This window comes from Sulfurimicrobium lacus, from assembly GCF_011764585.1.
Taxonomy (GTDB): Bacteria; Pseudomonadota; Gammaproteobacteria; order Burkholderiales; family Sulfuricellaceae; genus Sulfurimicrobium; species Sulfurimicrobium lacus.
The window spans coordinates 67,459-85,196 of the sequence record NZ_AP022853.1; the positions used below are offsets into that span (position 1 = coordinate 67,459).

At 62.4% G+C, this 17,738-nt stretch carries 24 protein-coding genes; 8 read left to right on the forward strand and 16 right to left on the reverse strand.

The annotated features are described in order from the left end of the window. Window positions 1-43: 43 nt before the first annotated feature. The 8 genes from SKTS_RS00300 to cydP form a co-directional block, all read right to left on the reverse strand. Window positions 44-454: an ExbD/TolR family protein gene (locus SKTS_RS00300; protein ID WP_173058668.1), complete on the reverse strand. Its 411-nt coding sequence runs from the start codon at window positions 452-454 to the stop codon at window positions 44-46. Window positions 455-464: 10 nt separating this feature from the next. Next, entirely contained in the window at window positions 465-1,208 is a 744-nt protein-coding gene (locus tag SKTS_RS00305) for a MotA/TolQ/ExbB proton channel family protein (RefSeq protein WP_173058671.1), read from the reverse strand. Between the two features lie 10 nt (window positions 1,209-1,218). Continuing rightward, a complete protein-coding gene (locus SKTS_RS00310) occupies window positions 1,219-1,809 on the reverse strand; it encodes an energy transducer TonB (protein WP_198420402.1) in 591 nt (196 codons plus the stop codon). A gap of 418 nt (window positions 1,810-2,227) precedes the next feature. Then, complete coding sequence (locus SKTS_RS00315; RefSeq protein WP_173058677.1) at window positions 2,228-2,722, reverse strand: tetratricopeptide repeat protein; 495 nt, start codon at window positions 2,720-2,722, stop codon at window positions 2,228-2,230. Between the two features lie 168 nt (window positions 2,723-2,890). Beyond that, window positions 2,891-2,998 carry a cytochrome bd-I oxidase subunit CydX gene (gene cydX, locus SKTS_RS19075; protein WP_173058680.1) on the reverse strand — a complete coding sequence of 36 codons (108 nt, stop codon included), beginning with the start codon at window positions 2,996-2,998 and terminating at the stop codon, window positions 2,891-2,893. 14 nt (window positions 2,999-3,012) lie between these two features. Continuing rightward, window positions 3,013-4,152: a cytochrome d ubiquinol oxidase subunit II gene (gene cydB, locus SKTS_RS00325; protein ID WP_173058683.1), complete on the reverse strand. Its 1,140-nt coding sequence runs from the start codon at window positions 4,150-4,152 to the stop codon at window positions 3,013-3,015. Window positions 4,153-4,171: 19 nt separating this feature from the next. Then, complete coding sequence (locus SKTS_RS00330; protein WP_173058686.1) at window positions 4,172-5,734, reverse strand: cytochrome ubiquinol oxidase subunit I; 1,563 nt, start codon at window positions 5,732-5,734, stop codon at window positions 4,172-4,174. After that, window positions 5,712-5,963, reverse strand: a complete 252-nt coding sequence (cydP, locus tag SKTS_RS00335) for a cytochrome oxidase putative small subunit CydP (protein WP_173058689.1) — start codon at window positions 5,961-5,963, stop codon at window positions 5,712-5,714. Before cydP ends, SKTS_RS00330 begins: the two co-directional genes overlap by 23 nt. Window positions 5,964-6,167: 204 nt before the next feature. On the opposite strand from cydP, the gene SKTS_RS00340 reads away from it, so the two are divergent. The 4 genes from SKTS_RS00340 to SKTS_RS00355 all read left to right on the forward strand — a co-directional run bounded on the left by SKTS_RS00340 (window position 6,168) and on the right by SKTS_RS00355 (window position 9,252). Beyond that, complete coding sequence (locus tag SKTS_RS00340) at window positions 6,168-6,722, forward strand: response regulator transcription factor (RefSeq protein ID WP_173058692.1); 555 nt, start codon at window positions 6,168-6,170, stop codon at window positions 6,720-6,722. A 146-nt stretch (window positions 6,723-6,868) separates the two neighbouring features. Further along, the gene (locus SKTS_RS00345) at window positions 6,869-7,342 is read left to right on the forward strand and encodes a bacteriohemerythrin (protein WP_173058695.1); all 474 of its coding nucleotides are present in this window, start codon (window positions 6,869-6,871) and stop codon (window positions 7,340-7,342) included. Window positions 7,343-7,426: 84 nt separating this feature from the next. Then, on the forward strand, window positions 7,427-8,695 hold the full coding sequence (locus SKTS_RS00350; protein WP_173058698.1) for an ATP-binding protein: 1,269 nt from the start codon (window positions 7,427-7,429) through the stop codon (window positions 8,693-8,695). A 2-nt stretch (window positions 8,696-8,697) separates the two neighbouring features. After that, the gene (locus SKTS_RS00355) at window positions 8,698-9,252 is read left to right on the forward strand and encodes a response regulator transcription factor (protein ID WP_173058701.1); all 555 of its coding nucleotides are present in this window, start codon (window positions 8,698-8,700) and stop codon (window positions 9,250-9,252) included. An 18-nt stretch (window positions 9,253-9,270) separates the two neighbouring features. Here SKTS_RS00355 and SKTS_RS00360 read toward each other — a convergent pair whose 3' ends face one another. Beyond that, complete coding sequence (locus tag SKTS_RS00360) at window positions 9,271-9,852, reverse strand: cytochrome b/b6 domain-containing protein (protein WP_173058704.1); 582 nt, start codon at window positions 9,850-9,852, stop codon at window positions 9,271-9,273. A 63-nt stretch (window positions 9,853-9,915) separates the two neighbouring features. Between SKTS_RS00360 and SKTS_RS00365 the strand changes: the two genes are divergently transcribed. From SKTS_RS00365 to SKTS_RS00380, 4 genes are all read left to right on the forward strand, one after another. Next, window positions 9,916-11,772 (forward strand): ABC-F family ATP-binding cassette domain-containing protein, encoded by a 1,857-nt coding sequence (locus SKTS_RS00365; protein WP_173058707.1) that lies wholly within the window; start codon window positions 9,916-9,918, stop codon window positions 11,770-11,772. A gap of 34 nt (window positions 11,773-11,806) precedes the next feature. Next, window positions 11,807-12,016, forward strand: coding sequence for a hypothetical protein (locus SKTS_RS00370; RefSeq protein ID WP_173058710.1), 210 nt, complete (start codon window positions 11,807-11,809; stop codon window positions 12,014-12,016). 105 nt (window positions 12,017-12,121) lie between these two features. Next, complete coding sequence (locus SKTS_RS00375; RefSeq protein ID WP_173058713.1) at window positions 12,122-12,373, forward strand: type II toxin-antitoxin system Phd/YefM family antitoxin; 252 nt, start codon at window positions 12,122-12,124, stop codon at window positions 12,371-12,373. Further along, window positions 12,373-12,795 (forward strand): type II toxin-antitoxin system VapC family toxin, encoded by a 423-nt coding sequence (locus tag SKTS_RS00380; RefSeq protein WP_173058716.1) that lies wholly within the window; start codon window positions 12,373-12,375, stop codon window positions 12,793-12,795. The genes SKTS_RS00375 and SKTS_RS00380 overlap by 1 nt, the downstream gene beginning before the upstream one ends. 11 nt (window positions 12,796-12,806) lie before the next feature. On the opposite strand, the gene xerC is transcribed toward SKTS_RS00380, so the two are convergent. From xerC to SKTS_RS00415, 7 genes are all read right to left on the reverse strand, one after another. After that, the gene (gene xerC, locus SKTS_RS00385; protein ID WP_173058719.1) at window positions 12,807-13,718 is read right to left on the reverse strand and encodes a tyrosine recombinase XerC; all 912 of its coding nucleotides are present in this window, start codon (window positions 13,716-13,718) and stop codon (window positions 12,807-12,809) included. After that, window positions 13,718-14,392, reverse strand: a complete 675-nt coding sequence (locus SKTS_RS00390) for a DUF484 family protein (protein ID WP_173058722.1) — start codon at window positions 14,390-14,392, stop codon at window positions 13,718-13,720. The genes xerC and SKTS_RS00390 overlap by 1 nt, the downstream gene beginning before the upstream one ends. Window positions 14,393-14,405: 13 nt before the next feature. Continuing rightward, window positions 14,406-15,236: a diaminopimelate epimerase gene (dapF, locus tag SKTS_RS00395; RefSeq protein WP_173058725.1), complete on the reverse strand. Its 831-nt coding sequence runs from the start codon at window positions 15,234-15,236 to the stop codon at window positions 14,406-14,408. Between the two features lie 2 nt (window positions 15,237-15,238). Then, complete coding sequence (locus SKTS_RS00400; protein ID WP_173058728.1) at window positions 15,239-15,652, reverse strand: CoA-binding protein; 414 nt, start codon at window positions 15,650-15,652, stop codon at window positions 15,239-15,241. Beyond that, complete coding sequence (locus SKTS_RS00405) at window positions 15,645-16,310, reverse strand: class I SAM-dependent methyltransferase (RefSeq protein ID WP_198420403.1); 666 nt, start codon at window positions 16,308-16,310, stop codon at window positions 15,645-15,647. Before SKTS_RS00405 ends, SKTS_RS00400 begins: the two co-directional genes overlap by 8 nt. 93 nt (window positions 16,311-16,403) lie before the next feature. Further along, on the reverse strand, window positions 16,404-17,009 hold the full coding sequence (locus SKTS_RS00410; protein ID WP_173058731.1) for an SAM-dependent methyltransferase: 606 nt from the start codon (window positions 17,007-17,009) through the stop codon (window positions 16,404-16,406). Window positions 17,010-17,012: 3 nt separating this feature from the next. After that, a complete protein-coding gene (locus SKTS_RS00415; protein ID WP_173058734.1) occupies window positions 17,013-17,735 on the reverse strand; it encodes a DsbC family protein in 723 nt (240 codons plus the stop codon). Window positions 17,736-17,738: the final 3 nt, after the last annotated feature.

The following is a 17,738-nucleotide window of genomic DNA, read 5'->3' on the forward strand; positions in this document are numbered from 1 at the left end:
CTCCTTCTTTAGTTTTTGTTTGAATTGATCGTGAGCCAAAGGCTTATCTGTTGGGCTCGGTGACGAAAGCGATCTTCATCACCCCGGCGCGTTGCGCTACGGCAAGGATGTCGGCTACCTTCTCATAGGGCGTGGTGCGCTCGGCGCGCAGATGAAGCTCCGGCTGAGACGGCGCCATTTCGGCGAGGCGCGCATGGACGCCCTCGCGGCTCGTCGGCGCACTGTCGAGAAACAGGTTGCCTTGGCTGTCCAGCGCCAGGTTGACGACAACGGGCTTGTCGTCGAGGCGGGTCGAATCCACGCGCGGCAGGTCGATCGGCACCGCCTGGTGGAACAGGGGCGCGGTGATGATGAAAATGACCAGCAGCACCAGCATCACGTCCACCAGCGGCGTGGTGTTGATCTCGGCCATGGGCTGGGTAACGCCGCCGCTTTCAAAGGAACCGAAGGCCATGTCCGCTCCTTTAGGCTGCGACGGGAACCGAGACCGCGGCCAGGCGCGCCGAAGCGGCTTGTCCGGTGACCGCCGGCGAGTGCACGCCGGTGGTCAGGTAGGCATGCAGGTCGTGGGCGAAGCCGTCGAGTTGGGCGAAGATCAGGCGGTTGGCGCGGGTCAGCGCGTTGAAGGCCAGCACGGCGGGAATGGCGACGAACAGGCCGGCGGCCGTCATGATCAGCGCTTCGCCCACCGGGCCTGCCACCTTGTCGAGTACCACCTGGGTGGCACCGGACAAGGCGACCAGGGCGTGGTATATCCCCCACACGGTGCCGAAAAGCCCGATGAAAGGCGCGGTGGCGCCGACCGAGGCGAGGAAGGTCAGCCCCGCTTCGATGCCGACCTGGGAGCGGACGATCTGGCTGCGCAGGGCGCGGGTAACGGTTTCGCTGAGGTTGACGCCGGCGCCGATGCCGCGTTCTCCATGGCGCTGGTGGGCCTGCGCTGCCTGGACGCCGGCCTGCGCCAGGCTCGCGAACACGCCGGTCCGGTCGTAACGCTCGATATCCTTGAGGGCGGCCTCGATGTTTTCCGCCCCCCAGAATGAAGCGAAAACACTATCCATGGCGCGGTTGAAGCGCAGTTGCTGGAAGAAGCGGGTGATGGTCAAGGACCAGCTGGCAATGGACAGAGCCAGCAGCAGGATGGCAACACAGTGGGTTACGATGTCGCCCTGTTGCCAGAAATGGGTTAATCCGAGATTGGATGGCATGGAGGTCTCCTCAACTTTCACTTTTCAAACTGAATTCGATGGGCACTGCAACCCAGGCGGCCACAGCTTGCTCGCCGCGCCTTGCCGGCACGAAGCGCCAGTGGACAACGGCATTTTCGGCAGCCTGGTCGAGACGCAGGAAACCGCTGGAGTGCTTCACTTCCACCCGCTTCGCATCGCCATCCGAACTGACAAAGACGCGCAATACCACTTTCCCTTCCTCGCCGAGGCGGCGGGATGCATGGGGATACTGCGGTTTTGGATTGTCCAGATAGTCGGCGTCGAAACGCGCGGAAGTAAAGGTGGGCGCCGGTTCGGGGGTGGGGGCGGCAACGCTGTCCGGCGCAGTTGCTTGCGGTTGCGGCGGGACAGTGAAGGATGCCGCCGATTCGACCGGGCTGGCCAGCGCCATAACCGGCGGGGAAACATGAACGGGTGTCGGCTTGGCGGGCATGGGACGGGGCGGTGGCGGCGGTAGCGGCGTCGGTACTTCAGGTTCTGTCTCGATCAGGCGCACGGCAATGGGGTGAGCCAGTTCGGCCAACCGCTCGGCGGGCACGGCAAGCGCAAGCAATCCGAGAACAGCGATGTGTCCTGCCACCACTCCGGCAAAAGAAAGTTTCTGACCGCCGGACCGACCTGTGTGGATTCCGCAGTTTGGATAGAAAATTCCCATTGATGCCTAAGCCCGGAGGTCCCCGGGGATAGCACCCCGCAATTGGTAACAGCGGGTGGGCTTTACTGAGCGATTGCAGATAATGAATGTGTTGCCGAACACTGCTGAAATCTACCTTTCTTAGCATTAAGCGGGTGTAATCAGGATCTGTGTGTCCCGATTCAGGAGCGTGATGTTAAGTGAAATATTTCGACGCTAAAATGCGGCATAGCGTCGCGCGGCAGAGCGCCGCGCGACACTTTGAAGCACCCCGCCAACAGGAAAATGACGCTGTCACAGCCGTCCTGCGGGCGAAAAAAACCGCCCGGAGCCAGGCTCGCGGACGGTTCAGGGGGAAACGGTTTTATCGGGAAGCTAAACGCGCTTGTGTTTCCTGGTTCATCTCGGCCAGTTGGCGCTGCCACTTCTGCCACTGTTCGTGGTCGTGGTGAGCATGATGCTGTTGCCGGTTCTGGGCGAACAGGCGGTTGGCCTCGGTTTCGCTGGCGACGACGCCTTCGCCGCGCAGGTACATCGTGGCGAGGATGTGGCGCGAATCCCGGTCGCCCTGATCGGCCGCCTTGCGGAACCATGCGGCGGCTTTAGCGGGGTTCTGCGCGGCTCCGTCGCCGTTCAGGAGCATGCGGGCCACATTGTACTGGGCGTCCACCTGGCCTTTTTCCGCCAGGGCCAGCCAGATGCCATAAGCGGTTTTGTAATCCTGCATCCGGTGCGCCATGGCGCCGCGCTCGAACTCCTTTTCCACCTCTTTGGGGCCGGCAGCCGCGTTGAGCGCGAAGGCGAGGAACAGGGGTGCGCACAGTGCGGCTGCGAATCGGGGTGCGGCGAATTGAATCATGGCTATCTCCTTAAGTGGTTGAGCCCGGAAATCGTAACGAGATTTTTCCATGTAAAAAATGCGACTTGGTGTCGCGCGGCAGGTTGTCGCAGGCCGCAATGCAGCCTGGCTGGGGCGTGATTACGGCCGGAGCAGCCTTGGCGAAGCTTTCCCCGACCGTTCCACGCCTCAGTGTTTTTCCTGCTCCTGAGCCTCCCTTGATTCGAGCCACAAGACGTTGATCACGGCGAAAAGTACAGCAAAGCCCAAGCCCAGAACCCAAGTGAAATACCACATATTTGACCCCTTTCTCAGTAAAGAACCTTGTCGTTGGCGCGGATGAATTCGTCGGTCACCTTGCCGCGCATCACCCGGTAGGCCCAGCCGGTGTAGGCCAGCACCATGGGCGTGAAGATGAGAGCCACCCAGAACATCACCCACAGGGTGTAGTGGCTGGACACCGCGTCCCAGGCCGTGATGCTGGAGCGGGGGTCGGACGAGGACGGCATGATGAAGGGGAACAGGGATACCCCGGCGGTGCCGATGATGCCGAGGCAGGCCAGCGACGAGCCGACGAAGGCGAGCAGGTTCCTGCCCGCGCGCACCATGAGCACGGCGAGCAGCGCGCCCCCCAGGCCGATGGCGGGCACCAGCCACAGCAACGGGATTTTGCCGTAGTTGGCGAGCCAGCCGCCGGGAACGCGGCCGACTTCCTTCATCAGCGGGTTCATGGCCGCATTGGTGTCGATGGCCGAAGTGATTACATAGCCTTCCATGCCGGAGACCCAGACGCCCGCACCCGCAAAGCCCGCGATCAGCAGCACGCCGAATAGCGTGGCGGCATTCCTGGCCCTTGCCTGCAAGGGGCCTTCAGTGCGATGCGCCAGGAAGGTGGCGCCTTGCAGGGTTAGCATGGCGACGCTGACCACCCCGGTCAGCAAGGCGAAGGGGTTGAGCACCAATGCCCAGAAGCTGCCGGTGTAAAACGAGCGCATCGATTCGTCGAAGTGGAACGGCACGCCCTGCAGGAGATTGCCGAAAGCCACGCCGAATACCAGTGCGGGTACCGCGCTGCCGGCAAACAGGCCCCAGTCCCAGAAACTGCGCCAGGCAGGATTGGGCAGTTTGGAGCGGTAATCGAAACCGACCGGGCGGAAGAACAGTGCGAACAGCACCAGCAGCAAGGCCCAGTACATGCCGGAGAAGGCGGTGGCATAGACTACCGGCCAGGCGGCGAAAATGGCGCCGCCGGCGGTGATGAACCACACCTGGTTGCCGTCCCAGTGGGGCGCGACGGTGTTGATCATCACGCGCCGTTCGACATCGTTCTTTCCCAGGAACGGGAGCAGTATGCCCACCCCCATGTCGTGGCCGTCCATGATGGCGAAGCCGATGAGCAGTACGCCCACCAGCAGCCACCAGATAAGTTTCAGGGTTTCGTAATCCAGCATGATCTCGTTTCCTTTTCGATTATGCGTTAGCGCCGGCCATCACCTGCGTGGCGGCCGGTTCGTCATGCCCTTCCGGACCGCGGCGGGCGTACTTGAACATCAGGAACATCTCGGCGATGAGCAGCAGGGTGTAAAAACCCAGGAAGCCCGCCAGCGATCCCCACAGGCTGGCGGCCGAAAGGGAAGATGCGGAGAGGTGGGTGGGCAGCATGCCGTGCACCGTCCAGGGTTGGCGACCGTATTCGGCGACGATCCAGCCGAGGTGACAGGCAATCCAGGGCAGGGGCAGCGACCAGAATGCCCATTTCAAGAGCCACGGCTTGCTTTCGAAACTGCCCTTGGCGCTATGCCAGAACGAGAACGCGAACAGCATCAGCATGGAGAAGGCGATCAGCACCATGCCGCGGAAAGTCCAGAACAGCGGCGCGACCCTGGGCACCGAATCCTGCGCGGCCTGGTCGATCATCTGCGGCGTGGCCAGGCTTGCCTGCTCGCTGTATTTCTTGACCAGCAGGCCATAGCCCATATCCTTTTCGTGTTCCCTGAAGCGGGTGCGCGCGGCCTCGTCCTGCGGGTTCTTGCGCATGGCGTCCAGCGCGGTGACCGCCTCGATGCCGGAGACGATGCGTTTCCTGTTTTCCGCGCGTATCTCGCGGATGCCCGGCAACACCTCGTCGGTCGAGCGCGTGGCGATCAGCCCCAGCACGTAGGGGATGCGCACCTCCCAGTCGTTGGCCTGTTTTTCCTCGTTGGGCCAGGCCAGCAGATTGAAGGCGGAGGGGGCGGGCTCGCTTTCCCACATGGCTTCGATGGCAGCCAGTTTGGATTTCTGGCTCTCGGACACGGCGTAGCCGGATTCGTCTCCCAGCACGATCACGGACAGCGCCGAGGCCAGGCCGAAGGCGGCGGCGATGCGGAAGGAGCGGCGCGCGAATTCCAGGTGCCGGCCCTTCATCAGGTACCAGGAGGAAATCGCCAGCACGAAGATGGAGCCGGTGACATAACCCGCCGAGACGGTATGCACGAACTTGGCCTGTGCCGCGGGATTGAACACCAGCGCCCAGAAGTCGTGCAGTTCCATGCGCATGGTGACGGGGTTGAACGCGGAGCCCACCGGGTCCTGCATCCAGCCGTTGGCGATCAGGATGAGTACGGCGGAGAGGTTGGTGGCCAGCGCCATGAGAGCGGTGACCGACAGGTGTCCAACTTTGGAGAGCCGGTCCCAGCCGAAAAAGAACAGCCCCGCCATAGTGGATTCCAGGAAGAAGGCCATCAGTCCCTCGATGGCCAGCGGCGCGCCAAAGATGTCGCCTACGTAATGGGAGTAATAGGCCCAGTTGGTGCCGAACTGGAATTCCATGGTCAGCCCGGTGGTGACGCCCAGGGCGAAATTGATGCCGTAGAGCTTGCCCCAGAAGCGGGTCATCTCCTTGTAGATGGGCTTGCCGCTCATCACGTAGGTCGCCTCCATCGCCACCAGCAGCCACGACAGCCCCAGCGTCAGCGGTACGAAGAGAAAGTGATACAGGGCCGTCGCGGCGAATTGCAGCCGCGACAGGTCAACAACGGACGGGTCGATCATTGTTACCTCCTATTGCATTGGAAAAAAACGGGGAAAGCGAGAGGCGGCTGCCCATATGCGCGGGATCTACCTCGACCCGCTGGCCGTGGATGAAGACGGCCCACAGCAGCCAGAGCAGGGCGATCTTGAGCGCCAGCAAGATGGTGAGGTGGCGCAGCAGCGGTTTGTTGCGCAACACCTGGCCACATTGCCCGAGCCGGGAAGGCGAAGACCGGCGTGGATTTTCCATGAACACGCTCCCATTGGGTTTTGTATAGATTCTCAGGCGGCAAATCTTAGTCTGGTTCGGATGGCGGGAAATGTGTCGTGAAGCCGCGCGCGACAATTTACCGCGCCCGTGTCGCGCGGGCTTGCGCTTACAATTCACCGGCAAGCTGGGCAAAACAGCCCGGCTGGTTTATCCCTTACCAAAATGACACGCAATCGGGTTCAAATGCAGCTTGAAACAGAGAAACAAAGTTGCCCCAGCCTGCTGCTGGTGGACGATGACAAGACCTTCTGCCGCGTAATGGCGCGCGCACTGGTCAAGCGCGGTTTCCGGGTGGTCCAGGCGCGCGACGTGGATTCGGCCATGATGCTGGCCGAAGCCGATCCGCCGGATTACGCCGTGGTGGACCTCAAATTGCCGGTGCATTCCGGCCTGGAACTGATCAAACACCTGAAGAAATTGGACGGCAATACACGCATCGTGATGCTGACCGGGTTCGCCAGCATTGCCACCGCGGTGGGGGCGATCAGGCTGGGCGCCACGCATTACCTGGCCAAGCCTGCGGATGCGGACGAGATCGTCGCCGCCCTGCATCGCGAGGCGGGCGATGCGGACGTCCCTCCCCTGTCGCTGCCCATTTCGGTCGATCGTCTGAAATGGGAGCATATCCAGACAGTCCTGGCGGATAACGGGAATAACATTTCCGCCGCCGCCAGGTCACTCAACATGCATCGCCGCACCCTGCAGCGCAAATTGTCCAAGCACCCGGTACGGGAATAGAGCGGAAGCCCGGAAAGGCCCCCCGACCCGCGGCGGATTTCGCGGAAATACCCGGAAAGCACGCTTCATCCTGCTTTGGCATGGCGTTTTGACCGAACGCATGAGTCCGCCTTCAATAACCAGAATTTCCTTTTCAGGAGAACGAATTGGCGTATATAAAATGGACCAGCGACCTGGATACCGGGATTAGCGTAATCGACGGTCAGCACAGGAAAATTGTCGATTACATAAACATGCTGAATGCGGCCAAGGAAAACGGCGACAAGTCGGTTGTCGCGGAAGTGCTGGAGCAATTGGCTGATTACACGATGTCCCATTTCGCTTTCGAGGAAGGTCTGCAGGAGCAGGCCGGTTACCAGTACCTGCAAGCACATAAAAGAGTCCATGCCATATTCATCAAGAAAGTGGCCGAATACCAGTCGAGAATGACCAACGGAGAGGACGTCATCGATCAGGTACTGGCTACCCTGAAGCGATGGCTGGTAAACCACATCAAAAACGATGACGCCGACTACGTTTCTGCCGTCAGGGGCATGACGCCAGACAATCGCGGCGATAAGCGGAGAAACTGGTTTACCAAGCGCCTGCGGAGACTTTTAGGGTCGCCGCCGGCGGCATAGATCCCGCACGTGACGATTTGCCGCAGGCCACAAAGCGGCCCGTTGCGATTACAATTCACCAGCCTTTTGTGGACTTTGGATTAGATGTTCGGACCTGATGCGCCCATGATGGCGCTCCCCACCAGCAATTTGCGGCGTATTTTCCTGCTGCGCAGCATCGAGATCGGCGGCCTGTTGCTGGCCATCGTGCTGGCCCGGCACGTGCTCGAACTGCCGTTGCCATTGCCGCCGATTGCGGCGGTAATCGGGCTGCTGGCGCTGGTGAACCTGTTTACCTGGTGGCGGCTGCGCCAGGTCTGGCCGGTGGCCGATGGAGAGTTCTTTGCCCAGCTGCTGGTGGACGTCGTTGCCATTACCGTGCTGCTGTTCTACTGCGGCGGTTCGACCAACCCGCTGGTGTCGTTCTACCTGGTGCCCCTGGTCATTGCCGCCATCACCCTGCCCGCGGCCTACACCTGGGCCATGGCGCTGCTGACGGCCGGCTGCTACACCCTGCTGATGTTCAATTACTATCCGCTGATGCCGAAAAGCGGCGACTTCAGCACCGCGATCTACCTGCACCTCACCGGCATGTGGATGACTTTTGTCCTTTCCGCCTTCCTTATCGCTTTTTTCGTGGTGCGCATGGCCTCCACCATCAGGGAACGCGACCGCCAGCTGGCCGCCGCGCGCGAGGAAACCCTGCGCAACGAGCGCATCGTGGCCCTCGGCACCCTGGCGGCAGGGGCTGCCCACGAGCTGGGCACGCCGCTCTCCACCATGGCGGTGGTGACGCGCGAGCTGCAGCGTGAATATGGCGCAAACCCGGATCTGGCAGACGACCTGCAGCTGTTGCGCGAGCAGGTGGACAACTGCAAGCACATCCTCTCCAGCCTGCTGGCTTCAGCCGGCCAGGCGCGCATGGAGGACGCGGCCGGTGCCGCGCTGGATGCCTATCTGGAGGAAGTGCTGGAGAAATGGCGCCTGATGCGCCCCGGCGTGACGGCGGCGGTATCGTGGCTGGGCGCCCGCCCCGCCCCGCACATCATGACCGACCAGACCTTGAGCCAGGGGCTGCTCAATCTGCTTAACAACGCCGCCGATGCCTCGCCCGATAACGTGGAGGTCGAGGCGGACTGGGACGACGCGGAAATCAGGCTGCAAATCCGCGACCGCGGCCCCGGCCTGTCTGCGGAAGCGGTACAGCAAGCCGGCCGGCCTTTCTACACCACCAAGGGAAACGGCATCGGCATCGGCCTGTTTCTCGCCAATGCCACCGTCGAGCGCCTAGGCGGCAAGGTGTCGCTGCGCAATCGCGACGGCGGCGGCGCCATGACGGAAATCCGCTTGCCACTTTCAAAACTTCAGGCCTGACCATGACCCAACTGCCAAGCACCGATGACCGACCCAGCCTGCTGCTGGTGGACGATGACGAGACTTTCCGCCGCGTCTTGAGCAAAGCGCTTACCAAGCGAGGCTTCAACGTGAGCGTGGCGCACGACGTGGATGCGGCGTTGCTGGTGGCCGAGGAGAACGCGCCGGAATATGCCGTAGTGGACCTGAAAATGCCTGGCCCGTCCGGCCTGGTACTGGTGAAGCGCCTCAAGGAGCTGGACCAGGAAACGCGCATCGTCATGCTCACCGGTTTTGCCAGCATCGCCACGGCGGTGGAGGCGATCAAGCTGGGCGCGACCCATTACCTGGCCAAGCCGGTGGACGCGGATCAGATCATCGCGGCGTTCGAGCGCGAGGGGGGGGATGCAGAAGCGGAGGTGACAACGCAGCCGCTGTCCGTCGACCGCCTCGAATGGGAGCACATCCAGCGCGTGCTGGCGGAACACCAGGGCAACATCTCGGCCACTGCGCGGGCGCTCAAGATGCACCGTCGTACCCTGCAAAGAAAGCTGGGCAAGCACCCGGTTCGGGAATAGCCGGGCGCGGTTGGCGCCTTACTGTTTTGCCGCGTCTTCGTCGTCAGCCTGTTTGTAGCCGGTCAGCATCGGCCGGATCAGGTCTTCCTTCTTGAAAATCTTGTAAACGTAGACGGCGCCGACATGCAACGCGACCAGGGCCATCAGCAGGTTAAATCCAAGTTCGTGGACTTCCGTGAACAGATGGCTGAGCTGGTCCGATACCAGGTGGCGCAGCGGTCCTTCCGTCATGATGTCGTCGTTGGAAAAAAGCCCGGTGGCAATCTGCAGGGCCAATATGCCCAGTAGCGCCAGGATCATCCAGCCGCCCAGTGGGTTGTGGCCGAGATGGCGCGCTGCGGTTTTGGCGCGCATGGCGCGCGCGTAGTCGAGGGTCGGCCCCACGCCGCGCAGAAAGTTGCCGAAGCGCGCGTACTGGCCGCCGACGAAGCCCCACACCACGCGGAACAGCACCAGCGCGGCGATGGCATAACCTGTCAGCAAGTGGTATTCCAGCAGGTCGCCGCCGATTTCGGCGCTGGCCCACTGGAACACGACCAGCCCCAGCAGCGTCCAGTGAAACAGGCGGGTGGGCAGATCCCAGACGTAAACTTTGTTCATCTCTTTGTGTTCCGTAAAAAGCGCATCGGGCAGCATCGTAGCCCATTCTGGTATTATCGCGCTATGTTATCACTGCAAAACCTGGTTTATTTCCAGCACGGAACCCCCCTCTTCCAGAACGCCACCCTGCAAATCTTCGCCAACCAGCGCGTCGGCCTGGTGGGCAAGAACGGCTGCGGCAAATCCACCCTGTTCCGCCTGATCCGCGGCGAAATCCGCGCCGACGGGGGCGAGATTTCCTTCCAGCAGGGCAAGACCCTGGCCTTCGTGGAGCAGGAAATCGCCAACTCCGAGCGCCCGGCGCTGGAATTCGTGCTCGACGGCGACAGCGAGCTGCGCCAGCTGGAGGGCGTGTTGGCCAAAGAGCCGCACGACGCCGCCTGGTTCGAGGCCCAGCACCGTTTCGAAGCCATCGAGGGCTACGCCGCCCCGTCCCGTGCCGCGCAGCTGCTCAACGGGCTGGGGTTCAGCACCGAGCAGCTGGCGCGCCCGGTGGCGAGTTTCTCCGGCGGCTGGCGCATGCGCCTCAACCTGGCCCGTGCCCTGATGCGCCGCGCCGACCTGCTGCTGCTGGACGAGCCGACCAACCACCTCGACCTCGAAGCCATCCTGTGGCTGGAGCAATACCTCGCGCGCTACCCCGGCAGCATCCTGCTGGTGTCGCACGACCGCGAATTCCTCAACGCCTGCGTCAACCGCATCGCCCACGTGCACGACCAGGTCATCGACAGCTACGCCGGCGACTACGACAGCTTCGAGCGCGCCCGCGCCGAGCGCGCCACGCAACAGAACCAGGCCTTCGCGCAGCAACAGGAGAAGATCGCCCACCTCGAGGACTTCATCCGCCGCTTCCGCGCCAAGGCCAGCAAGGCCAAGCAGGCGCAAAGCCGCGTCAAGGCGCTGGAACGGCTGGAGCGCATCGCCCCGGCGCACGTCGACCACGGCCACTTCGAGCTGGAGATCGAGGCGCCGGAGCGCAGCCCGGACACCCTGATCCGGCTGGAGAAGGCCGCTTGCGGCTACGGCGACCAGACCCTGCTCGCCAACATCAGCCTGGTACTGCGCTCCGGCGCGCGTATCGCCCTGCTCGGCCCCAACGGCGCGGGCAAGTCCACCCTCATCAAGCTGCTGGTGGGCGAACTGCAGGCCACGGAGGGCAGCCGCGAAACCGCGCCGGACCTGCGCATCGGCTATTTCGCCCAGCACCAGCTGGAGCACCTCGACGGCGCCGCGACGCCGCTCGAACACCTGATGCGCATCGCCCCCCAAGCGACGGTCCAGGAACTGCGTAACTTCATCGGCCGCTTCGGCCTCGCCGGCGAAGGCGAAGACCGTCCCGTGGCCACCTTCTCCGGCGGCGAGAAAAGCCGCCTCGCGCTCGCCCTGCTGGCGTGGCAGAAGCCGCACCTGCTGCTGCTGGACGAGCCCACCAACCACCTCGACCTGGACATGCGCGACGCGCTCACCCTGGCGCTGGAAGAATACGGCGGCGCGATGGTGCTGGTGTCCCACGACCGCAGCCTGATCCGCGCCACCGCCGACGAACTGTGGCTGGTGGCGGACGGTACGGTAAAGCTGTTCGAAGGCGACCTGGAAGACTATCGCACCTGGGTCGAGTCGCGCCGCCAAGCGGAGAATGCCGGCAGCAAGTCCGCCCCGGCGGAGAAGCCGCGGCGCGAGAACGCCCCGCGCAAGAAAGCGCTGCTGTCCAAACAGGCAAAACTGGAATCGGAGCTGCACAAGGCCCAGGCCGACCTGGCCGAAACCAACCGCCAGCTTGCCGACCCCGCCTTGTATCAAGGATCCGATGCGGCGCTGGCCAACAGCCTGAACCAGCAAAGGGAAACGCTCGAAGCGCGCGTGGCGCAGCTCGAAGAAGACTGGCTGGAACTGGAAATGGCGCTGGAAGACGCGCTTTGATTAAAGCAATTCACACCACCAAGGAGGAAGGCAAATGCGCAAATTCCTGATCATGCTCCTGGTGCTCCCGCTCGCCGGATGCGGCGTCGAAGTGGCAGGCACCGCCGCCACGGTTGCCGCCGCAAAAGCCAAGGAAGCCGAGGAGGCCAAGAAAACCATGGACCAGTTCAAGCAAAACCTGGATGCCGCGCAACAGGCGCAGCAGCAAGCGAACGAAGCGGCGGATAGGGAAGCCGGGAAATAAGCGGGGGATTCGTCAGCGCGCCTGGACTGATGATGGCACGCCAGAACTTGCCCGGCCATAGACTGGTCTATATACTGGTCTGATCAGGCAGCCAAAGGAATTTATATGACCACCTACGTCGAGGTCGGAACTTATGATGCAAAAACACATTTCCCGGAGTACTTGAGAAAGGTGCGGGCGGGGATGGCATTCAGAATTACCAATCGGGGGGAGTACGTCGCCGATCTGGTGCCACCAGGCACAAGGGAAAAGCGTGATGGCGCTAAGGCGGCAGGGCGAATGCAGCAGTTCATTCAAGCCCACCCAGCGATCAAGGATGTTGATATCAAGGGGTTGATCGAGGAAGGGCGCGACTGATGCGTTTTGTGCTGGATAACTCGGTGGTTATGCGCTGGCTATTTGGAGACGGAACGCAGGACGACCTTGAATACGCCGCGCGCATTCTTGACCTCCTGAAACAGGAAGATCATGTCGCTGTTGTTCCCTGCGTATGGGCGCTGGAGGTCGGCAACGTAATCGTCCGGGCAGAAGCCAAGGGCTTGCTGCAGGAGGCTAGAAGCGCCGGGTTTCTCGGCATCCTTCAGGATATGTCCATCGAACCAGATGACCGCTCCAGTCGGCACGCGCTTGGCGACACCCTCCAACTGGCTCGCCGCTTCAGGCTGTCAAGCTATGATGCTTCATATCTCGAACTTGCGCTGCGGGAAGAATTACCCTTGGCCACTAACGATGATGCACTTAGGAAGGCCTTGGCAAGCGCGGGAGGAAAGCTGGCCTAAGCGCGTGGCGCTCAAGGCTTTTTCCGTGCGCGCGGGTGAGCTGCGTCGTACACCTTGGCGAGATGCTGAAAATCGAGATGGGTATACACCTGCGTCGTTGAGATGTTGGCGTGGCCGAGCATTTCCTGCACCGCCCTTAAATCGCCGCTGGATTGCAGGACGTGGGTGGCGAAGGAGTGGCGCAGGACGTGGGGGTGGATGTTGGCGTTGATGCCGAGTTTGATGCCCCATTGCTTGAGGCGGAGCTGCACGGCCCGCGGCGTGAGTCGGGTGCCGGCTTTGCCGACGAACAGGGCTTTTTCTTCACTTTGAACCAGCAGCGTCCGCTCTGTCAGCCAGGTTTGCAGCGCTTCTACCGCCAGACGCCCGAGCGGGACGATGCGCGTCTTGTTGCCTTTGCCGGTGACGCGCACTTCCCCTGCCGCGAAATCGAAATCTTCCAGGTTCGTCCCCACCAGCTCGGCCAGGCGCAGGCCTGAGGAATAGAGCAGTTCCAGCATGGCGCGGTCGCGCAGCGCCAGCGCGTCGTCGGGCGGTACTTCCATGAGGTGCGCGGCCTGCTCCGGGGAGAGCGCCTGGGGCAGGGTCTTGGCGGCTTTCGGCGCCTTGAGGCCGGCGCAGGGGTTGTGGACGAAGCCGTGAGCGTGGCCGAGATAGCCGTAGAAGCCGCGCCACGCCGAGAGCATGCGTGCCAGGGTGCGGCTGCCCAGACCTCTGGCGTGAAGCTGGGCGATGAAACGCCGGATCTGCTGGATTTGCAGCTCGGCCAGCGGGGTTTCGCCGGCCAGGCGGAACAGTTCATCGATGTCGCGGGCGTAACTCTTGCCGGTCAGGGGCGACAGGCGGCGTTCGTGCTGGAGATGGGAAAGGTACTGCCGCAGCAGCTCGGCGTTGCCGCCCTCCTCTCTCCTCTCCCCGGCCATCAGGCGGCGTCCTTGCCCTCGGAGATGTAGGGCATCAGGGCGACGCTGACCAGCTCGCCGATGCGTTTTACATACAGGGTGCCCATTTCCGGATAGAAACGCTGGGCGTCCTCGCTGGCCATGACCAGCAGGCCGAACACGTTTTCCGCGCGCAGCGCCACGACGGCGAAGGATTTCAGCAATTCGGCCGACTCGCCGAACCACGAGGCCACTTCGAATGGCGCGGTGGAATCGCAATAGGGTCGCACCAGTCCGTCCGCGAGCGCTTTGAGGTCGCCGCTTACGTCGGCGAATTCCGCCTGGTCGGTAACTTGCGCGGGCATGGCCCAGACGCGCAGCGCCACATGGGGCACGGCGAAATCGTCGCGCAGGCTGAGGGTGATGGTGGGCAGCAGGGACTCGAGGGTGCGGGCGGAGAGCAGGGCGAGGCTGAAACGGTGGACTTTCTCGCCGATCGCGTCGTTCTCCTCGCCGAACTGCAGCAGCTCGCGCAGTTTCGATTCCAGCAGCTTGTTCTTCTCGCGCAGTTGCAGCTGCTGCCGCTCGGCGAGCGAAATCGCCCGCCCGCCGTGAGGGTGGGGAATGGCGATGGCTTCCAGCAAGCCGGGCTTGTCTTCGAAGAACTCCGGGTGTTCCGTGAGGAATTCGGCTACTGCTTCTGCGTTCAAATTCATGTTCGTGTCCTTGTTATAGGTTTATTTCGCCTTCGAATACCGTTACTGCCGGGCCGGTCATCCATACCGGCTGGCCTTCGCCTTCCCAGCGGATGGCGAGTTCGCCGCCGCGGGTGCTGACTTGTACCTGTGCGTCCAGCAGGCCGCGCGTGATGCCGGCGACCGCGGCGGCGCAGGCGCCGGTGCCGCAGGCCAGGGTTTCGCCGGAACCGCGTTCGAAAACGCGTAGTTTAATATGAGTCCGGTCCACCACCTGCATGAATCCGGCATTGACCCGCGCCGGGAAGGCGGGATGGTTCTCGATCAGCGTACCCTGCTCGGCGACCGGCGCGTAGTCGATATGGTCCACGACTTGCACGGCATGCGGGTTGCCCATGGAAACGGCGCTGATGTCGATGATCTTGTCGCCGACCGGGAGCGGGTAAGTCAGTGCCCGCTTCTCGGCGAGGAACGGAATTTCCATTGGCTCGAAGCGTGGTGCGCCCATGTTGACGGTCACCTGGCCGTCCGCTTCCAGGCGCGGCTCGATGATGCCCGACGCGGTTTCGACGCGGATTTCGCTTTTGCCGGTCAGGCCCTTGTCGTGCACGAAGCGCACGAAGCAGCGCGCGCCGTTGCCGCACTGCTCCACCTCGCCGCCGTCGGCATTGAAGATGCGATAGCGGAAATCGGCGTCGGAGCGGGTGGGGTTTTCCACCAGCAGGATCTGGTCGCAGCCGATGCCGAAGTGGCGGTCGGCGAGAAAGCGGAATTGCGCGCCGCTCAGGGAAATGTTCTGGCTGATGCAGTCGATCACCACGAAATCGTTGCCCAGGCCATGCATCTTGGTGAATTTCAGTTTCATTATCAGGCCATCAACTCGACATAGTCCTTGTAAATACAGCGGTCCATGACCACCGTCATGCCCGCGTCCCTGGCCTTTTGCGCCGCCGCCTCGTTTCTTATGCCTTCCTGGATCCAGATGGCGGGAATTTTCAGGCGCAGGCATTCGTCCACGATGGCATCCACATGCTCGGCGGCACGGAACACGTCCACCAGGTCGATGCGCTCCGGTATTTCTGCCAGGGTGGCATAGGCCTTCTCCCCCAGCACTTCGGACACCGCCGGGCGCACGGGAACGATGCGGTAGCCGAAACACTGCATCGACTTGGATACAAAATAGCTGGGCCGCGCGGGTTGCGGCGACAATCCCACCACTGCGATGGTGCGGACTTTTTGCAACAGGGCGCGGATTTCGGCCGGCGCAGGATTCTCATACATGAATTGTTCCCCAAACCAGGAGATGGCGGTCGCTCACGGCCTCGACTCGCAGTTGTTCCAGCCCCGCAGCATCGAGTTGCTGCCGCACCTCGTCCGGTCGATAGGCGGCGAGCAGCGAGTGATGGAAGTCCCGTTGCAGTACCGGCGGGGCATCTGCTGCGTAGCGCTGCGTCAAACTTTCAGCCTCCGCTGCGCTTGCGGGCCGCATCAAATCCATCACCAGCAGTGCCGCGCCGCGTCTCGCAACGTGCCGCACAGTCTGCCACAGCACGGCGGGATCGTCGAGGTGATGGAGCAGGCTGTTGCTGATGACGGCATCGAAGGCCCGGGGGGGAAGGTCCGTGTCGGGAAGGCAGCATTGCTGGAGCGTGAGCCGCTGGCCGAGACCCTCCGCGTCCACCGCCTTGCGCCCAAGATCCAGCATCGCTTGCGCCCCGTCCAGGCCGAGTATCGCCGCTTCCGGGTAGGCGCGGGCGAAGCGCATCGTGACATCCGCAGGCCCGCAGCCAAGGTCGATCGCAGCGCCGCCGGCAAAGCCGGGAAAGCGCTGGCGGAAATGGGCCACAAAGGCGTCGTGCGGTGCGGAGAAATCGGCCTCGGCATAGGCGCGAGCCTGCTCCGGCTCATTCATCAGTTCGGGTTCGGGGATGCGCTGCAACGGCTTGTCCTCATTTCGGTCTGTGCTTGACTACCTGCCAGCAGGGGCGGAAAAGGCAAATGTTCAGGTTATCAAGGGTGCCGCTGCTGTTCTTTAAGCCGGTTTCCTCGCCACCAGGTCCACCAATGCCGACATGCCGCTATGGCCAGGGCCTTCGCTGATCACCGTCTCGTGTTCGCGCAACTGCAGGATTTCCATGGCGGCGAAATCGTGCTGCAGGTCCGCCGCGTTATACAGGTTGTCGCGATTGGAAGGGCCGCCGGTCCTGAATTCCAGCTGTTTCGGCGTGTAGCCTTGCAACAGCAGCAGGCCGCCCGGTTTCAGGGCGCGCTGGATGGTCCGATGCAAGGCCGGGCGCTCCTGCGACGAAGCGAACTGGATGAAGATCGCCACGATTACGTCGAAACGGTTCTCTCCCCAGTTCCAGGTGTGCACGTCCACCAGCTCGGTTTGCAGGGCCACGCCCCTGGACTCGGCCAGCTTGCGCGATTTCTGCAGCGCCTTTTCGGAAAAATCCACCGCCAGCACGTCCAGCCCCTGCTCGGCCAGCCACACGCCGTTGCGCCCCTCGCCATCGGCGACCGAAAGCACGAGTTGTCCGGATTTCAACAGTGGGGCTTGCGACGCGAGGAAAGCGTTGGGCGTCGTACCGTAGAAATATTCCTCGCCGCCGAAACGTTCGTTCCAGAATTCCTTCATTGTTTACTTTCCGGCTTTGCCGCCCAGTATCTGTTCCAGTTTTGCGGCCGGGATGGCGCCGGGCACGCGGGTGCCATCGGTAAAGATGATCGCGGGCGTGCCCTGGATGTTGAGCTTCTTGCCCAGTTCCGCCGTTTTTGCCAGGGGGTTGGCGCAGCTGCCGTCATTTTTCGGCAGGGTGTTGCGCAGCATCCAGTCTTCCCAGGCCTTGGCACGGTCCGGCGCGCACCAGATCTGTTTCGATTTCTTGCCGGCTTCCGGGTGCAACTGGTCGAGCGGGAAAAGGAAGGTGTAAACCGTGATATTGGTCACGTTCTGCAGTTCGGACTCGAATTTCTTGCAGTAAGGGCAATCGGCATCGGCGAATACGGCGATCTTGCGGCTGCCGTTGCCCTTTACCACCTTGATGGCGGTATCCAGCGGCAGGGTGTCGAATTTCACCGCGGTCAGTTTCTGGAAGCGCTCTTCAGTAAGGTTTTTCTGGGCATTGAGGTCCAGCACCGAACCCATGAAAAGGTAATTGGCCTTTTCGTCGGCATAGGCCAGTTGCGGACCTTCCATCAGTACTTCGTAAAGGCCGGCATAAGGGGTCTTGCTTACCGTCTGCACCTTGGCGCCGGGAAACTTGGCCTCGATGGTTTTCTTGATCAGGGCTTCGTCGGCGTGTGCCGAGGCGGTCAGCAGGGCAAACAGCAGCGGCGCGGCAAGGTTTTTGAGAGAGAACATGTA

What these genes read in the sequence shown, in the direction of transcription:
- SKTS_RS00300 (WP_173058668.1), bottom strand. Translation starts at nt 454, where the DNA reads ATGGCCTTCGGTTCCTTTGAAAGCGGCGGCGTTACCCAGCCCATGGCC.
- SKTS_RS00305 (WP_173058671.1), bottom strand. Translation starts at nt 1,208, where the DNA reads ATGCCATCCAATCTCGGATTAACCCATTTCTGGCAACAGGGCGACATC.
- SKTS_RS00315 (WP_173058677.1), bottom strand. Translation starts at nt 2,722, where the DNA reads ATGATTCAATTCGCCGCACCCCGATTCGCAGCCGCACTGTGCGCACCC.
- cydX (WP_173058680.1), bottom strand. Translation starts at nt 2,998, where the DNA reads ATGTGGTATTTCACTTGGGTTCTGGGCTTGGGCTTTGCTGTACTTTTC.
- cydB (WP_173058683.1), bottom strand. Translation starts at nt 4,152, where the DNA reads ATGCTGGATTACGAAACCCTGAAACTTATCTGGTGGCTGCTGGTGGGC.
- SKTS_RS00330 (WP_173058686.1), bottom strand. Translation starts at nt 5,734, where the DNA reads ATGATCGACCCGTCCGTTGTTGACCTGTCGCGGCTGCAATTCGCCGCG.
- cydP (WP_173058689.1), bottom strand. Translation starts at nt 5,963, where the DNA reads ATGGAAAATCCACGCCGGTCTTCGCCTTCCCGGCTCGGGCAATGTGGC.
- SKTS_RS00340 (WP_173058692.1), top strand. Translation starts at nt 6,168, where the DNA reads ATGCAGCTTGAAACAGAGAAACAAAGTTGCCCCAGCCTGCTGCTGGTG.
- SKTS_RS00350 (WP_173058698.1), top strand. Translation starts at nt 7,427, where the DNA reads ATGTTCGGACCTGATGCGCCCATGATGGCGCTCCCCACCAGCAATTTG.
- SKTS_RS00355 (WP_173058701.1), top strand. Translation starts at nt 8,698, where the DNA reads ATGACCCAACTGCCAAGCACCGATGACCGACCCAGCCTGCTGCTGGTG.
- SKTS_RS00360 (WP_173058704.1), bottom strand. Translation starts at nt 9,852, where the DNA reads ATGAACAAAGTTTACGTCTGGGATCTGCCCACCCGCCTGTTTCACTGG.
- SKTS_RS00365 (WP_173058707.1), top strand. Translation starts at nt 9,916, where the DNA reads ATGTTATCACTGCAAAACCTGGTTTATTTCCAGCACGGAACCCCCCTC.
- SKTS_RS00370 (WP_173058710.1), top strand. Translation starts at nt 11,807, where the DNA reads ATGCGCAAATTCCTGATCATGCTCCTGGTGCTCCCGCTCGCCGGATGC.
- SKTS_RS00375 (WP_173058713.1), top strand. Translation starts at nt 12,122, where the DNA reads ATGACCACCTACGTCGAGGTCGGAACTTATGATGCAAAAACACATTTC.
- SKTS_RS00380 (WP_173058716.1), top strand. Translation starts at nt 12,373, where the DNA reads ATGCGTTTTGTGCTGGATAACTCGGTGGTTATGCGCTGGCTATTTGGA.
- xerC (WP_173058719.1), bottom strand. Translation starts at nt 13,718, where the DNA reads ATGGCCGGGGAGAGGAGAGAGGAGGGCGGCAACGCCGAGCTGCTGCGG.
- SKTS_RS00390 (WP_173058722.1), bottom strand. Translation starts at nt 14,392, where the DNA reads ATGAATTTGAACGCAGAAGCAGTAGCCGAATTCCTCACGGAACACCCG.
- dapF (WP_173058725.1), bottom strand. Translation starts at nt 15,236, where the DNA reads ATGAAACTGAAATTCACCAAGATGCATGGCCTGGGCAACGATTTCGTG.
- SKTS_RS00400 (WP_173058728.1), bottom strand. Translation starts at nt 15,652, where the DNA reads ATGTATGAGAATCCTGCGCCGGCCGAAATCCGCGCCCTGTTGCAAAAA.
- SKTS_RS00410 (WP_173058731.1), bottom strand. Translation starts at nt 17,009, where the DNA reads ATGAAGGAATTCTGGAACGAACGTTTCGGCGGCGAGGAATATTTCTAC.
- SKTS_RS00415 (WP_173058734.1), bottom strand. Translation starts at nt 17,735, where the DNA reads ATGTTCTCTCTCAAAAACCTTGCCGCGCCGCTGCTGTTTGCCCTGCTG.